At 65.1% G+C, this 15,440-nt stretch carries 10 protein-coding genes, 1 tRNA gene and 1 pseudogene; 8 read left to right on the forward strand and 4 right to left on the reverse strand.

The window, feature by feature from the left end; genetic code table 11:
- Nucleotides 1–61: 61 nt before the first annotated feature.
- The 6 genes and pseudogenes from trpB to pyk form a co-directional block, all read left to right on the forward strand.
- Nucleotides 62–1,384, forward strand: a pseudogene (gene trpB / locus IV498_RS18880) (tryptophan synthase subunit beta); the annotation flags it as partial.
- Entirely contained in the window at nt 1,381–2,217 is an 837-nt protein-coding gene (gene trpA / locus IV498_RS09645; RefSeq protein ID WP_269046347.1) for a tryptophan synthase subunit alpha, read from the forward strand. The pseudogene trpB and the gene trpA, both read left to right, overlap by 4 nt.
- Nucleotides 2,214–3,344 carry a prolipoprotein diacylglyceryl transferase gene (lgt, locus tag IV498_RS09650; protein WP_269046348.1) on the forward strand — a complete coding sequence of 377 codons (1,131 nt, stop codon included), beginning with the start codon at nt 2,214–2,216 and terminating at the stop codon, nt 3,342–3,344. The genes trpA and lgt overlap by 4 nt, the downstream gene beginning before the upstream one ends.
- A gap of 251 nt (nt 3,345–3,595) precedes the next feature.
- Nucleotides 3,596–8,236: a glutamate synthase large subunit gene (gene gltB, locus IV498_RS09655; protein WP_269046349.1), complete on the forward strand. Its 4,641-nt coding sequence runs from the start codon at nt 3,596–3,598 to the stop codon at nt 8,234–8,236.
- A complete protein-coding gene (locus IV498_RS09660; protein WP_269046350.1) occupies nt 8,229–9,686 on the forward strand; it encodes a glutamate synthase subunit beta in 1,458 nt (485 codons plus the stop codon). Before gltB ends, IV498_RS09660 begins: the two co-directional genes overlap by 8 nt.
- An 86-nt stretch (nt 9,687–9,772) precedes the next feature.
- On the forward strand, nt 9,773–11,260 hold the full coding sequence (gene pyk / locus IV498_RS09665) for a pyruvate kinase (protein ID WP_269046351.1): 1,488 nt from the start codon (nt 9,773–9,775) through the stop codon (nt 11,258–11,260).
- Between the two features lie 130 nt (nt 11,261–11,390).
- On the opposite strand, the gene IV498_RS09670 is transcribed toward pyk, so the two are convergent.
- Nucleotides 11,391–12,011: an ANTAR domain-containing response regulator gene (locus tag IV498_RS09670; protein WP_269046376.1), complete on the reverse strand. Its 621-nt coding sequence runs from the start codon at nt 12,009–12,011 to the stop codon at nt 11,391–11,393.
- Nucleotides 12,012–12,250: 239 nt separating this feature from the next.
- On the opposite strand from IV498_RS09670, the gene IV498_RS09675 reads away from it, so the two are divergent.
- Nucleotides 12,251–12,331 (forward strand) — tRNA-Leu (locus tag IV498_RS09675).
- Between the two features lie 747 nt (nt 12,332–13,078).
- Nucleotides 13,079–13,264, forward strand: coding sequence for a hypothetical protein (locus IV498_RS09680; RefSeq protein ID WP_269046352.1), 186 nt, complete (start codon nt 13,079–13,081; stop codon nt 13,262–13,264).
- 353 nt (nt 13,265–13,617) lie between these two features.
- Here IV498_RS09680 and IV498_RS09685 read toward each other — a convergent pair whose 3' ends face one another.
- The 3 genes from IV498_RS09685 to IV498_RS09695 all read right to left on the reverse strand — a co-directional run bounded on the left by IV498_RS09685 (nt 13,618) and on the right by IV498_RS09695 (nt 15,440).
- Nucleotides 13,618–14,181: a GNAT family N-acetyltransferase gene (locus tag IV498_RS09685; RefSeq protein ID WP_269046353.1), complete on the reverse strand. Its 564-nt coding sequence runs from the start codon at nt 14,179–14,181 to the stop codon at nt 13,618–13,620.
- Complete coding sequence (locus IV498_RS09690) at nt 14,145–14,654, reverse strand: hypothetical protein (protein WP_269046354.1); 510 nt, start codon at nt 14,652–14,654, stop codon at nt 14,145–14,147. The genes IV498_RS09685 and IV498_RS09690 overlap by 37 nt, the downstream gene beginning before the upstream one ends.
- A 141-nt stretch (nt 14,655–14,795) precedes the next feature.
- On the reverse strand, nt 14,796–15,440 hold the full coding sequence (locus IV498_RS09695) for a dihydrofolate reductase family protein (RefSeq protein WP_269046355.1): 645 nt from the start codon (nt 15,438–15,440) through the stop codon (nt 14,796–14,798).

Raw genomic sequence — 15,440 nt, forward strand, 5'->3', positions numbered from 1 at the left:
TGCCGGTCCCGCCGCCGCGGACGACGGTCACGCTGCCGTTGCCGTTGCCGCGAACGCCGCCGCGGACGACGGTCCCGCCGATGCGTTCCTCAGCGGAGCGGGCAGTGCCGGCGCCGCCCGCGGTACGCCATCCCTGCGTCATGCCCCCGGCCCCTATTTCGGTGCCTACGGCGGACGCTGGATGCCCGAGTCCCTGATCGCCGCACTCGATGAGCTGGAAGACACCTTTGAAAAGGCCAAGGCGGATCCGGAGTTCCTGGCCGAAGTAGCTGAGCTGAATAAAAACTACTCGGGCCGGCCCTCGCTGCTGACCGAGGCCAAGCGCTTCAGCGCCCATGCCGGCGGTGCCCGGATCTTCCTTAAGCGGGAGGACCTCAACCACACTGGCTCGCACAAGATCAACAATGTCCTCGGCCAGGCGCTGTTGGCGAAGCGGATGGGCAAGACGCGCGTCATCGCGGAAACCGGTGCCGGGCAGCACGGTGTGGCCAGCGCAACGGCCGCTGCGCTGCTGGGGCTGGAATGTGTGGTGTACATGGGCGCGGAGGACTGCCGCCGGCAGTCGCTCAACGTGGCCCGGATGGAACTCCTCGGCGCCACGGTGGTGCCGGTGACCAACGGCTCACAGACGCTCAAGGACGCCATCAACGACGCCCTGCGCGACTGGGTGGCCAACGTGGACAGCACCCACTACCTGCTGGGCACCGCCGCTGGGGCGCATCCGTTCCCTGCCATGGTGCGGTTCTTCCATGAGGTGATAGGCGAGGAAGCCCGTGGACAGATCCTGGCCCAGACCGGCCGGCTTCCCGACGCCGTCTGCGCCTGCATCGGCGGCGGTTCCAACGCCATCGGCATCTTCCATGGCTTCCTGGACGATCCCGCGGTTCAAATCTTCGGTTTCGAGGCTGGTGGGGACGGCGTGGAGACCGGCCGGCACGCGGCCACCATCACGCTGGGACGGCCGGGTGTGCTGCACGGCGCCCGGTCTTACCTGATGCAGGATGAGGACGGCCAGACGGTGGAATCGCATTCCATTTCGGCTGGACTGGACTATCCTGGCGTGGGTCCGGAGCACTCCTACCTTGCGGACATTGGCCGGGTTTCCTACGAGCCGATCACCGATGCCGAGGCGATGGAGGCCTTCCGGCTGCTGTGCCGGACCGAGGGCATCATACCTGCCATTGAATCCGCGCACGCCTTGGCCGGGACCATCAAGGTCGGCCAGCGGCTGACCGCGGGCAAGGACAATCCGCAGGAGACCATCATCGTGGTCAACCTCTCCGGCCGCGGCGACAAGGACGTGGCCACCGCCGCGGAATGGTTCAACCTGCTGGACGAACAATCGGCCGAGGCCGCCATTGGCAAAGAGGGGGAGCAGCTGTGATCGGCGCCAACATCTCAAGCAAATCCGCGGCTGCCATCGACCGGGCGAAGGAGCAGGGCCGATCCGCGCTGATCTGCTACCTGCCCGCCGGCTATCCCGATGTCCAGGCGAGCATTGACGCCGGCATCGCGATGGCCGCCAACGGCGCTGATCTGATTGAAATCGGCATTCCGTACTCGGACCCGGTCATGGACGGCCCGGTGATCCAGGCCGCCACCACCGAGGCCATCGCCAACGGTTTCCGCGTCGAGAGCGTTTTCGACGTCGTCGCCGGAATCACCGCCGCCACCGCGGGCACAGGGGTCGCCGTGCTGGTGATGACCTACTGGAACCCGGTGCTGCGGCTGGGCGTGGATGAATTCGGCCGCCGCCTCGCCGAGGCGGGCGGTGCCGGACTGATCACCCCGGACCTGATCCCGGACGAGGCCGCTGAATGGATGACCGCCTCCGATAAATACGGGCTCGACAGAGTTTTCCTGGTGGCTCCGTCCTCCTCCCCGGAACGACTGCAGAACACCGTTGCCGCGAGCCGTGGGTTCGTCTACGCGGTGTCCATCATGGGCGTCACAGGTGCGCGGACGGCGGTCAGCAGCACAGCCGAAAAGCTGGTGGCGGACACCCATGCCGCCGGAGCGGAGCGGGTCTGCGTCGGGCTGGGCGTCAGCCATGCGGACCATGTGCGCGAAATCGCCGCCTACGCCGACGGCGTGATAGTCGGAACGGCGCTGGTGTCCGCCATGCGCGACGGCGGTGAGCCGGCAGTCGCGGCGTTGACCAAGGAGCTGAGCACCGGGCTCTCGCCCGCCGGCAAGGAAACGGACCAACCTTCATGAGAACTGCCATCGAGGGCGCGCTGACGGCAATGCCTGCCAGCATTCCCAGCCCGTCATGGTCCGGCTTCGATATTGGACCCATCACCATCCACGCTTATGCCCTGTGCATTTTGGTCGGCATCATCGGCGCGACCATCCTGACGAACATCCGCTGGAACCGCCGGCACGCTCCGGAGGGTTCCATTTGGGACATTGCCATCTGGGCCATTCCCTTCGGCATTATCGGCGGCCGGCTTTACCATGTGTTCTCCTCGCCGGATAATTACTTTGGTCCGCACTATGACGGCACCGGCAATCTGTGGCTGATCCCCCAGATTTGGCTGGGCGGGCTGGGCATCTGGGGTGCGGTGGTGCTGGGCGTGATAGGTGCCTGGATTGGCTGCCGCCGGTCCGGCGTGAAACTGACCTCATTCGTCGACGCCGCGGCTCCAGGTCTGCTGCTCGCCCAAGGCCTTGGCCGCTGGGGCAACTACTTTAACCAGGAACTTTTCGGCGCACCGACCAAGCTGCCCTGGGGCCTGCAGATCGACCCGGGCAACGCCAATTTCCCCTCCGGCTATCCGGTGGACACGCTCTTCCACCCGACCTTCCTCTACGAGTCGATCTGGGATCTGCTCGGCGTGGCAGTGCTGCTCCTGCTGGACCGGCGATTCCACTTCCGCCGCGGCCGGCTGTTCTGGCTATATGCGATGTATTACACGCTGGGCCGTGTCTGGATCGAGCTGCTGCGCATTGACGATGCCGAGCACATCACCTTCTTTGGCATCACCACCCGGCTGAACGTGTGGACCAGCATCCTCGTCTTCACCGCCGCACTGGTGGCCTTCCTGCTGCTGACCTTCGTCCGGCGCGGATACGGCCGCGATTCGGTGCTGCTTAAGGATCCGGTCGATGCGCCCGCCGCGGCCTACGACGGGAACGACGCGGACGACGACGGCGCGGACGGCGACGGCGACAGGGACGGCGCGGACGACGACGGCGAGGACGCCGCGGACGTCCGGGATGCGGACAGCAGGGATCAAAATGTTCCAGCTGGCGGACTGCGTGGTAATGTCGCCGATAACCAAAACGGCGGACGACACGTAGCCGGAACCGGGACAGGTGCTGCCGGCGAGTCCAAAGACTAGCCGGGCACCGCCGCCCCGACAGCGCCGCAGCAGGGTTACCACCCGCGGCCAGGGGATAAGGATCACCGTACGCAGACCGCACCGCTTATTGGCGCCGCGTAACAACGGAACTCGCGTTGCGTTATACGATCCGTGATCCCTGCCATAGAATTCCACTACGAATCACCTCACGGGCGGCTTTGCAGCCGTGCGTGGCGTGGGGCCAATGTTGTCCCCTCCGTAGGCTCAATCAGGGGGAAGGACAGATTGTCATGACTGAAACCACATCCGGGATCGGCCCGGCACCGGAGCCGGTGCTGGCCGCCGCCGAATCGCCCTTCCGACGCTTCGCCGCACAGCCGGCCGCACAGGGATTGTACAACCCCGAGAATGAAAAAGACGCCTGTGGGCTGGCAATTGTGGCCACCCTGCGCGGGGAGCCCGGGCACGACATCGTCGATGCCGCGCTCACCGCGCTGCGCAACCTGGAACACCGAGGCGCGGTGGGGGCCGACGAAGGCACTGGGGACGGCGCCGGATTGCTGACGCAGATACCCGACGAATTCTTCCGCGCCGTGACGGACTTTGAACTGCCGGCGGCGGGCTGCTACGCCGTCGGAACGGCCTTCCTGCCTCCTGAGACCGGTGAGGCGGACGTGGCGAAGGCAGGTCTGGAGGCGCTGGCGGAGGATGAGGACCTGACGGTCCTGGGCTGGCGGACGGTACCCATTGTGGCCGGTTTGGTCGGTTCGATGGCACGGGCCTGCATGCCGCGCTTCGTGCAGCTGTTCCTGAGCGAGCAGGGCGCCAGCCCCGGAACTGCCCCCGCATCCGGAAGCGCCGATGTCCGGACCCTCGATGCCAAGGCCTACCGGGTGCGCAAGCGGGCGCAGAACAAGTTTGGCGTCTACTTTCCCTCGCTGTCCTCGCGCACCATCGTCTACAAGGGCATGTTGACCACTGCCCAGCTGGAACTGTTTTATCCGGATCTCTCGGACAGCCGGTTCAAGACCAAGCTCGGCATTGTGCACTCCCGCTTTTCCACGAATACCTTCCCATCCTGGCCACTGGCCCAGCCGTTCCGCACCATCGCGCACAACGGCGAAATCAACACGGTCAAGGGCAACCGCAACTGGATGCGTGCCCGCCAGTCCACCCTGAACCATCCGCTGCTGGGCGACAGCCCGGAGGAGCTGTTTCCGATCTGCACGCCCGGAGCGTCCGATTCGGCTTCCTTCGACGAGGTGGCGGAGCTGCTGTGGCTGGCCGGCCGGCCGATTCCGCAGGCCATCATGATGATGATCCCGGAGGCGTGGGAAAACCACGTCACGATGGATCCTGCCCGGCGCGCCTTTTATGAGTACCACTCGCTTTTGATGGAGCCCTGGGACGGCCCGGCCGCGGTGTCCTTCACCGATGGGACTTTGGTGGGGGCAACCTTGGACCGCAATGGGCTGCGTCCGGGACGGTACTGGATCACCGAAGACGGGCTGGTGATCTTTGCCTCCGAGGTAGGCGTGCTGGACATTGAACCGTCCAAGGTGGTCAAGAAGGGTCGCGTCTCGCCCGGGAAGATGTTCCTGGTGGACACCGAAGCCGGCCGGGTGATCGATGATGCGGAGATCAAGGCCGAACTTGCCGCCGCGAACCCGTGGGGCGAGTGGGTCCGGGACAACGTGATCAAGTTGGAGGACCTGCCCGAGCGTGAGCACGTGGTGCACACCAGGGCCTCGGTCAACCACCGCCAGCGCACCTTCGGCTACACCCAGGAGGAGCTGCGGATCCTGCTTGGCCCGATGGCCCGCACCGGCGCGGAACCGCTGGGAGCGATGGGTTCGGACACGCCCATCGCCGTGCTGTCCAAGCGTCCGCGGCTGTTGTTCGACTACTTCGCGCAGTCCTTCGCCCAAGTTACAAATCCGCCGCTGGATGCGATCCGCGAGGAACTGGTGACCTCGCTGAACTGTGCCATTGGCCCCAACGGCAATCTGCTGTCCCTGACGGAGGTCCGCCAGCCGCAGGTGTCGCTGCCGTTCCCGGTAATCAACAACGACGAGCTCGCCAAGATCGCAAACCTAGAATCGTCCGCCGGGGAGCGGTTGGCGATCAAGGTCCGCGGCCTGTACCGGCCCGACGGCGGCGAAGCATCGCTGCGCGCCCGGCTGGCCGAAATCTGCGAACAGGTTTCCGGCGCGATCAACCGCGGCGTCCAGTACGTGGTGCTCTCGGACCGTGATTCCAATGCGCAGTGGGCGCCGATCCCGTCGCTGCTGATGCTCAGCGCGGTGCATCACCATCTGCTGCGCAGCGCCACCCGCACCAAGACCTCGCTGGTGGTCGAAGCCGGCGACGTGCGCGAGGTCCATCATGTGGCAGTGCTCATCGGCTACGGCGCCGCCGCCGTCAACCCGTACCTGGCGATGGAAAGCGTCGAGGAACTGATCAGCACCGGGGACATCACCGGCGTCAGTTCACAGCAGGGCGTGACCAACCTGATCAAGGGCCTGGGCAAGGGCGTGCTGAAAATCATGTCCAAAATGGGCATCTCCACCGTGGCTTCCTACTGCGGTGCCCAGACCTTCGAGGCGCTGGGTCTGTCCCAGGACGTGGTGGACGAGTACTTCTCCGGCACTGTGTCCCAGCTGGGCGGAATCGGTTTGGATGTGGTCGCGGCCGAGGTGTCCGCCCGGCATCGGATGGCCTACCCGGACGACGGCGTCGAACAGGCACACCGGCCGCTGCTCGGCGGCGGGGAATACCAGTGGCGCCGAGAGGGCGAGCCGCACCTGTTCAATCCGGAGACGGTTTTCCGGCTGCAGCACGCCACCCGCGAACGGCGCTACGACATCTTCAAGGCGTACACCGGCGGAATCGACGACCAGTCCAAAAACCTGATGACGCTGCGCGGCCTGCTCAGGTTCAAGGAGGGCGTCCGCCCACCGGTGCATCTCGACGAGGTGGAACCGGTTTCATCGATCGTCAAGCGGTTCTCCACCGGCGCGATGAGCTACGGTTCCATTTCGCAGGAAGCGCACGAGACGCTGGCCATCGCGATGAACCAGCTCGGCGCCAAATCCAACACTGGGGAGGGCGGAGAAGACGTCGACCGGCTGCTGGATCCGGCCCGCCGGTCGGCGATCAAACAGGTGGCTTCCGGCCGTTTCGGCGTCACCAGCCTTTACCTGACCAATGCCACCGACCTGCAGATCAAAATGGCGCAGGGCGCCAAGCCCGGCGAGGGCGGGCAGCTGATGGCGCAGAAGGTGTATCCGTGGATCGCCAGCACCCGGCACTCCACTCCTGGAGTGGGACTGATTTCTCCGCCTCCGCACCATGACATCTACTCCATCGAAGACCTGGCGCAGCTGATCTACGACCTCAAGCGGGCCAACCCGTCGGCCCGCGTGCACGTCAAACTTGTCTCCGAGGTCGGCATCGGCACGGTGGCGGCGGGCGTGACCAAGGCCAAGGCCGACGTCGTACTGATTTCCGGACACGACGGCGGAACCGGCGCCAGCCCGCTGAACTCGCTCAAACACGCCGGCGCCCCCTGGGAGCTGGGACTGGCCGAAGCGCAGCAGACCCTGATGCTCAACGGGCTGCGCGACCGGGTGGTGGTGCAGGTGGACGGCCAGCTCAAAACCGGCCGCGACGTGGTGATCGCCGCCCTGCTGGGCGCGGAGGAATTCGGTTTCGCTACGGCGCCGCTGGTGGTTTCTGGCTGCATCATGATGCGGGTCTGTCATCTGGACACCTGCCCGGTGGGCGTGGCGACGCAGAATCCCGAACTGCGCGCCCGGTTTTCCGGCAAGCCCGAATTTGTGGTGAACTTCTTCGAATTCCTGGCCGAAGAGGTGCGTGAACTGCTTGCGGAGCTGGGCTTCCGCTCCTTGGAGGAGGCGATCGGCCACGGCGACACCCTCGATGCCCGCAAGGCGGTGGACCACTGGAAGGCCGAAGGGTTGGACCTGGACCCGATCCTGGCCGGAATGGATTTCGACGACGACGCGCCGCTGCGCAATCTGGTGCCGCAGAACCACGAACTGGACAAGCACTTTGACCAGCAGCTGATCACTATGAGCGCCGAGGCGCTGGGCCAGCGGACGCCGGTGAAGATCTCCGTGGGGGTGGTTAATACGGACCGCTCGGTGGGAACCATGCTGGGCCACGAGGTGACGAAGAAATTCGGCATCGACGTCCTGGCCCGGGACACCATCGACATCACCCTGACCGGACAGGCGGGGCAGTCGCTGGGAGCCTTCCTGCCGGCCGGCATCAATCTGCGCCTCTTCGGGGACTCCAACGACTATGTGGGCAAGGGCCTCTCCGGCGGCCGGATCATAGTCCGCCCGGACCGCACCAACGTCTTCCCGGCGGAGGAAAACGTGATTGCCGGCAACGTGATCGGCTATGGGGCCACCAGCGGGGAGCTGTTCCTGCGCGGCCAGGTGGGGGAGCGGTTCCTGGTGCGCAACTCCGGAGCCACTGCCGTTGCCGAAGGCATTGGCGACCATGGCTGCGAGTACATGACCGGCGGCCAGGCCCTGGTGCTGGGACGCACGGGCCGGAACTTCGGTGCCGGAATGTCCGGCGGCACGGCGTACGTTTTGGATCTGCTGCCGGCCAAGGTCAATAAGCAAAGCCTGGATTCCGGCGAGCTGAAGCTGCTGCACCTCGATCAGGAGGACCGGGCCATTGTCCGCGGACTGCTCCTCGCGCACCGCGAGGAGACTGATTCCGCCGTCGCCGCCCGCCTGCTGGAGGACTTCGACGCCGCGGCAGCCCGTTTCACCAAGGTGCTGCCCAGGGACTACGCCGCCGTGCAGGAAACCCGTTTGAGCGCCGCGGAAGAGGGACTTGATCCCGACGGAGATGAAGTGTGGCACAGGATTCTGGAGGTTACCGGTGGCTGATCCACGGGGTTTTTTGAAGGTCCGCGAACGGCAGACACAGCCACGCCGGCCGGTTCCGGTGCGCATTATGGACTGGAAAGAAGTCTATGAAGCGCAGGAAAAGGGTGTGCTGCAGAACCAGGCCGGACGCTGCATGGACTGCGGCATCCCGTTCTGCCATCAGGGCTGCCCGCTGGGGAACCTGATTCCGGAATGGAATGACCTGATCCGGCGCGATAAAGGCGAAGAGGCCATCGAGCGGCTGCACGCGACCAACAACTTTCCGGAATTCACCGGCCGGCTCTGCCCGGCTCCGTGTGAAAGCTCCTGCGTGCTGGGCATCAACCAGCCGGCCGTGACCATTAAGCAGGTCGAGGTCTCCATCATCGACCAGGCCTTTGAGCAGGACTGGGTCAAACCGCTTCCGCCGGCCCGGCTGACCGGCCGCACCGTGGCCGTGATCGGCTCCGGCCCGGCCGGCCTGGCCGTGGCCCAGCAGTTGACCCGGGTAGGCCACACCGTTGCTGTCTACGAACGCGATGACCGGATCGGCGGGTTGCTGCGCTACGGAATTCCGGACTTCAAAATGGACAAGGACCTGCTGGACCGCCGGCTGGAGCAAATGAAAGCCGAGGGCACCCGCTTCCGCCCCGGCGTCACCATCGGCACCGACGTCAGCTGGGAGCAGCTGCGCCGCCGCTACGATGCCGTGGTGATCGCCACCGGCGCCACCGTTCCCCGCAACCTGCCGATACCCGGCCGGGAGCTGGCAGGGGTGCATTTTGCGATGGATTATTTGGTCCAGGCCAACCGGGTGGTCGCCGGAGACACCGTGGAGCAGCAGATCGACGCCGCCGGCAAGCATGTGGTGATCCTGGGCGGCGGCGACACCGGTGCGGACTGCCTCGGCACGGCGCACCGCCAGCACGCCGCCTCCGTCACCACGCTGGCAATCGGCCAGCAGCCTCCGTCCGAGCGCGCATCGCATCAGCCCTGGCCCACGTTCCCCACGCTTTTCGAGGTGGCCAGCGCGCATGAAGAAGGCGGCGAACGCACGTACCTGGCCTCCACCGTCCAATTCCTGGGCGAAAATGGACAGCTGCGGGCCATCCAGGTGGCCGAGACCGAAGTTGTCGAAGGCCGGCGCCGGCCCAAGGCTGGCACCAAACGGGAAATCCCGGCAGATCTTGTGCTGTTGTCGCTGGGCTTCACCGGACCGGAGCCTGCCGGAATCACGGAGCAGGTCAGGGCCAGCTTTGACGAACGCGGCAACGTCGAACGCGACGGCTACTACATGACCAGCACGCCGGGTGTGTTCGCGGCCGGGGACGCCGGGCGGGGCCAGTCGCTGATTGTTTGGGCCATCGCGGAAGGCCGCTCCTGCGCCGCCGCCGTGGACCGGTACCTGAGCGGGGAAACCATCCTGCCGGCACCGGTGGCTCCGACCGACATGGCGCTGGCCGTGCTGTAGGCCCGTGCTGTAGGAGCATCACAGTTTCCCGGCGCAACCGCCGCAAAGAAAAACAGAGCACCCCACACGACAACTAAGGTAGGCATATGAGACGCGCAAAGATTGTTGCCACGTTCGGACCGGCGATCGCCAGTTATGAAAACACGCTGGAAGTCCTCAAAGCCGGCGTGGACGTGGCCCGCATGAACATGAGCCACGGCGACTACACCGTGCACAACGCCACCTACGAGAACGTCCGGCGCGCCGCCGCCTCGCTCGGCAAGCCGGTAGGCATCATGGCGGACCTGCAGGGCCCCAAGATCCGGCTGGGCCGGTTCTCCGACGGCCCGCACGCCCTGGCGGTCGGGGACGTTTTCACGATCACCACCGAAGACGTGCCGGGAACCAAGGACATCTGCTCCACCACGCTCAAAAGCCTCCCCGAAGACGTCAAGGTCGGGGACGCACTGCTGATCGATGACGGCAAGGTCTCGCTCCGGGCCACCGCCGTCGACGACGTGAAGGTGGTCACCGAGGTTGTGGTCGGCGGCATGGTCTCCAACAACAAGGGCATCAACCTCCCCGGCGTCGCCGTGAACGTTCCGGCCCTGAGCACCAAGGACGAGGACGACCTGCGCTGGGCACTCAAGCGCGGCGTGGACCTCGTGGCGCTGTCCTTCGTCCGGGACGCCGCGGACATCAACCGCGTGCACGCCATCATGGACGAGGAAGGCCGCCGCGTTCCGGTGATCGCCAAGATCGAAAAGCCACAGGCCGTGGAGCACCTCTCCGAAATCATCGACGCCTTCGACGCCATCATGGTGGCCCGCGGTGACCTGGGCGTGGAACTGCCACTCGAAGAAGTGCCGATCGTGCAGAAGCGCGCCATCGAACTGGCCCGCCGCTGGGCCAAACCCGTCATCGTCGCCACCCAGGTCCTGGAATCAATGATCGACAACCCGCGCCCCACCCGCGCCGAGGCCTCCGACTGCGCCAACGCCGTCCTGGACGGTGCGGACGCCGTAATGCTCTCCGGCGAAACCAGCGTGGGCAAGTACCCGATCGAAACCGTCAAGGTGATGGCCCGGATCATCGAATCCACCGAGGTTCACGGCCTGGAGCGCGTTCCCGCCCTGGGCACCCAGCCCAAGACCCGCGGCGGCGCCATCACCCGTGCCGCCGTCACCATCGCCGACCAGCTCGACGCCAAATACATCTGTACCTTCACCCAGTCCGGTGACTCCGCCCGGCGGCTCTCCCGGCTCCGTCCGGTCAAGCCAGTCTTCGCCTTCACCCCGGAGGAGCACGTCTGGAACCAGCTGGCCATGACCTGGGGCATCCAGCCCATCCTGGTTCCCATGGTCGCCCACACCGACGCCATGATCGAACAGGTGGACCGCACGCTGCTGGAAAAATCGCTCGTCGTCGACGGCGACATGGTGGTCATCGCCGCCGGTTCCCCTCCCGGACAGGCCGGCTCCACCAACACCCTCAAGGTGCACAAGGTGGGCGACCTGGCCGACTTCACCAAGGTTGACGGCACCCGCGCCAACAAGGAAAAGGTCGGCCCCTGGCCCGTCTCCGACGGCCGCTGACGCGTCGTGAGGGGTCTTAAAAGCTAACCGACAACGACGACGGCGGCACCCACCAACCGTGGATGCCGCCGTCGTCGTATGTCCGCCGCCTTTGGGTCGACTGCGCCCGCCCCGCAGCCGGCCGGACGGCTCAGTTGACCTGGTTGATGATGGTTTCGGCGACCTCGCGCATGCTCAGCCGGCGATCCATCGACGTCTTCTGGATCCAGCGGAACGCCTCCGGCTCGCTCAAACCCATCTTCGTGGTCAGCAGGCTCTTGGCCCGCTCCACCAACTTGCGCGCGGCGAACTGCTCCTGCAGATCGCCAACCTCCGCCTCCAGCGCCCGGATCTCCTCATGTCGCGAGAGCGCAATCTCGATCGCGGGCACCAGATCCGCCGGCGTGAACGGCTTGACCACATACGCCATCGCCCCGGCGTCGCGGGCCCGCTCCACCAACTCCTTCTGGCTGAACGCCGTCAGCAGCACCACGGGGGCAATCCGTGCCTTGACTATCTTCTCCGCGGCGGTGATCCCATCCATCTGCGGCATCTTCACGTCCATCAGCACCAGGTCAGGCTTGAGCTCCTGCGCCAACTGGACCGCCTTCTCGCCATTGTCCGCCTCGCCCACGACGTCGTAGCCCTCGCCGCGGAGGATCTCGATGATATCCAGCCGGATCAGCGTCTCATCCTCGGCCACCACCACCCGGCGGGCAGGGGACGCCGAAGCTGACGGCGGGGCAGTGGCCGGAGAAGCGGCGGGCGTGATCCGGGACGTGGCCGTTGAAGCGGCGGGAGTGTTGACGGGCGCGGATTCCGATTGTTCTGGCACGTGGGCTCCTTGAGACGGTGATGCTTCGGTTGGATCGATGACTGGGTGGTGTTGCAACAGGTGACGCAACAGGTGACGCAACCGGGCGGCTGGCGCCGGTTCTCTGAATTAGCCTATCGGCATGTAGAGTAGTTTCGCGCACGGGAACGGGTTAACGTGCCCGGCGCAACAGTATGGCCCGAGTGGCGGAATGGCAGACGCGCTGCACTCAAAATGCAGTATCGAGAGGTGTGTGGGTTCGAGTCCCACCTCGGGCACGTGTTACCGCAGGTCAGAGCGTTTTGGTGCCTGATTTCGTGTTGACATTGTCAACACTGTTTTATGCAGCCGGCTGGATGGAGTATCCGGGGCTGGTTTTGGGGTTCGGTCAGTGGCTGCTCCCTTCGTGGTTGCTGTGCAGGTTTTTTCTTACACCTGTTCATGGTGTTCGGGGACCTATGCGACGTGGGTAGTTTCGATCAGCTCTATCGACCGCTGGGGGATGGGTCGTGACGGCCATGGTCAGGAGGGAAAAACCTGAACCCGCCGCTGAGCTTCACAGCGTGCGGGCACCATGCTTACCATCCATTATTCGGGCATGGGCGTGGGCTGCGCAGTCGCCGACGGTGGTAGCTGTTCCCTCCGCGTCGGAGCGGACACGCACCACGACACGTTCGGTCGAGCGCGTGCCCGGAGGATCGCCGGCCGGCGCCGGGACGCCAAGGACGAACGGTTGGGAGAATGCTGGCGAAGCAGTGCGCCGCGCGCAGGCGGGCCCCAGCCTTCGTTGGTTGCCGGATACTTCGGGCACACATTTCACTGTCGTAACATCCGCCCCAAAACTCCTCCGGGGGCCGCATACTGGGTGGGTGCCCCCACTTTTCCGCTCAGTTTTGCAGCGCCTCCAAACGTCCCGCTACCGCACCCTTTACCCTCCTTTGGTCGTCCTTGCGGCGGTGGCTCTGTTTTGGATTGCGGGAGGCTTCGGGGCTCTGGCATTCCTGCATGAACCAAAGTCCCCGCTCGTGACGCTGGCAACGCTCTATATAATGTTTTTCCTCACGGCAGGCAGCCTGATCGCCGGTGCGATAGCTGCCGCCACGGTCCTCCGCCGCCTCCGGTACAGCCGGCAGCCGGCCCAAATTCTTGGCTTGGGCAACGATGCGGCAGCACTAAACAAGACGTTCGCCGAGGACCGGCTAGCCGCCTGATACCGCCCTGACTGAGCCTTCACCGGGACGGACTCCCCGGGACGTGATGGGGGAGTGAATTCTCCGGTTGCAGTTCAGACCATCAACAAGTCCCGGCAAAACTGACCGGAACACCGACAGGGTGGGGCCAAAACAAGCGGCGTAACGGGGCCAAATCAGCTTGCTGTTCCTACCTGCCCGTTGAAGGATCGTCTAACGGGCGGGGGTCTGGACGTCGGATGAGTATGCGATCGGGCTTTCATCCATGGCTACTACTCTTACGATTCCGGTCGTCGGCCGTCCCGCGGGGGGAGCGCCCAGCCTCGTATCCAGCGAGCGTTCAGAGCGGAGAGATCGTCGTCGAGCGGCGTCTGTCATTGAGCGATCACAGGTCGGGTGCTCATCCATTCGGCACGAAGTATTGAAAACACCTCCTTGTCGTAACGATTCCCGTCGTAGACCCAGCTACTGCGAAGAACGCCGTCCGAACGCATACGCAGTCGCCGCGCGACAGCAACACTGCGGTCATTGTCGGTCCGGCACCGCCATTCAACGCGAGACATCCCCCGCTCTACGAAGGCCCACTCTATGAGCAGTTCGACTGACCGTGTGATGAGGCCGCCTCCGACAGCTTCGGGTTCGAGCCAGCAGCCGACCTCGCAAATGCCCCAGAGGGAGTCGAACGCGACAAACATCACGCCTCCAACGATTTTGCCCCCGTCCCAGAGGCCATAGATGCGCGCTCCATCATTCGCGGTGGCTGTGGCGTAACGCTGAAGGGTAGCGCGGGCACCGTCGACGGTGTCGGTGACAAAAGTCGGTCCGACCCACGGCCGGATATGGTCTCTTGCCCTGCTCATATGCTCGGCAAACTCGCCGGCGTGCCATGTTTCAAGGGGCTTCAAAACGACCCCGTCTCGCACGACTGTTTCAAACATGGTTCCTCCAGAGGTTTGCCCAGGTTTGGCCGCCACTGGGGTGGGTGATTTTCTCGGACGTGTGCGGCGGCTTCATGGCCGCGATTGAACCGGTTTTCGGTTTCGGAGAGCGTGAGCGGTCGCTGACAGGTGCGCTGGGTGCCCAATGCCAGGTAGTTGCCTGGAGCCTGGAGCAGTCCCCGGGTGCCCTTCTCACGTACGTCGCTGTCAGCGCAGAACTGGTCGAAGAGGACACCGTGCTCGACGTGGGTGAATCGGGTGCCCTCGTCGATTGGGTCGAACTCCAACGACGCCAACGACGTCGACGTGTGGATTCTACCGAGCCACATGTCGTACGTCGTGGCGACGCGGTGGTGCTCCACGATGTCGGTGTGTGTATCCTCGTACCGAGAGACTGGACCTTTGTGGAATTTGCCCTCAGCCATGTCCCGTCCGCCGACGCGGAAGTCGAAGGCCCAGTCGCGGGCCTCCATGCTGTTGCCGCCGCCCCACCAGCCCAGATCTGCTTCTCGTCAGCGAACGCGTCACAGACGCGGTGCACAGATGCTGGGTAGTAGCGGGTCAGGGTGAAACCAGAGCGGGCGAGTCGTCGTTGGATGGTCAGGAGTACGTTTCTATCGCGTCAGGGTGACGTGGATCGTGCCGCTTTCGGCCACTTCCGTCGTTACTTGGTGGGTTAGCTCGAAGGCGCGCAGGTCATCCCACAGCCGGTTGCCCCGGCCGAGGAAGATCGGGGCCACTGTGAGGTGCAAGTCGTCGACCAGGCCGGCGCGCAGGAAATCACGGGCTGTGCTGTAGCCACCTCCCACTCGCACGTCCAGGTCGCCGGCGGCCTCGGCCGCCTCCGCGAGCACGTCCTCAATTGCGGTGCTGCGGAAATGGAACGTCGTCCCGGCCTCCATCGGGATCGACGGACGCGGGGCGGTGTGGGTGAGGACGTAGACCGGGGTTCCGAACGACGGCTTGTCACCCCACCAGCCTTTCCAGTCCGGGTCGTCGGGGAATGCGTGGAGTCCGAACATGCCGGCCCCCATGATCTCCGAGCCGACGCCCTCGAAGAACGCGATGGCGTATCGATCATCGACGCCGGTCGTTCCAGCGCCGCTGGTCTCGCCGAATACCTTCTCCCGGAACGTTCGCGTCGCGGCGTACGTCTCCGTGAGGCGTCCCCAATCCCGGCCCATCGGATCGTTGGGCGTCGGTTTGGCTGGCGTGTATCCGTCCAATGAGGTGAACAGGTTCATGCGAACGCGGGTCAT

Source organism: Paenarthrobacter sp. Z7-10 (assembly GCF_026932795.1).
GTDB lineage: Bacteria > Actinomycetota > Actinomycetes > Actinomycetales > Micrococcaceae > Arthrobacter_M.

Bases quoted from the DNA above. Each gene is read 5' to 3' on its own strand.
- IV498_RS09695 (WP_269046355.1), bottom strand. From the start codon at position 15,440: ATGACCCGCGTTCGCATGAACCTGTTCACCTCATTGGACGGATACACG.
- IV498_RS09685 (WP_269046353.1), bottom strand. From the start codon at position 14,181: ATGTTTGAAACAGTCGTGCGAGACGGGGTCGTTTTGAAGCCCCTTGAA.
- IV498_RS09690 (WP_269046354.1), bottom strand. From the start codon at position 14,654: ATGGAGGCCCGCGACTGGGCCTTCGACTTCCGCGTCGGCGGACGGGAC.
- pyk (WP_269046351.1), top strand. From the start codon at position 9,773: ATGAGACGCGCAAAGATTGTTGCCACGTTCGGACCGGCGATCGCCAGT.
- gltB (WP_269046349.1), top strand. From the start codon at position 3,596: ATGACTGAAACCACATCCGGGATCGGCCCGGCACCGGAGCCGGTGCTG.
- lgt (WP_269046348.1), top strand. From the start codon at position 2,214: ATGAGAACTGCCATCGAGGGCGCGCTGACGGCAATGCCTGCCAGCATT.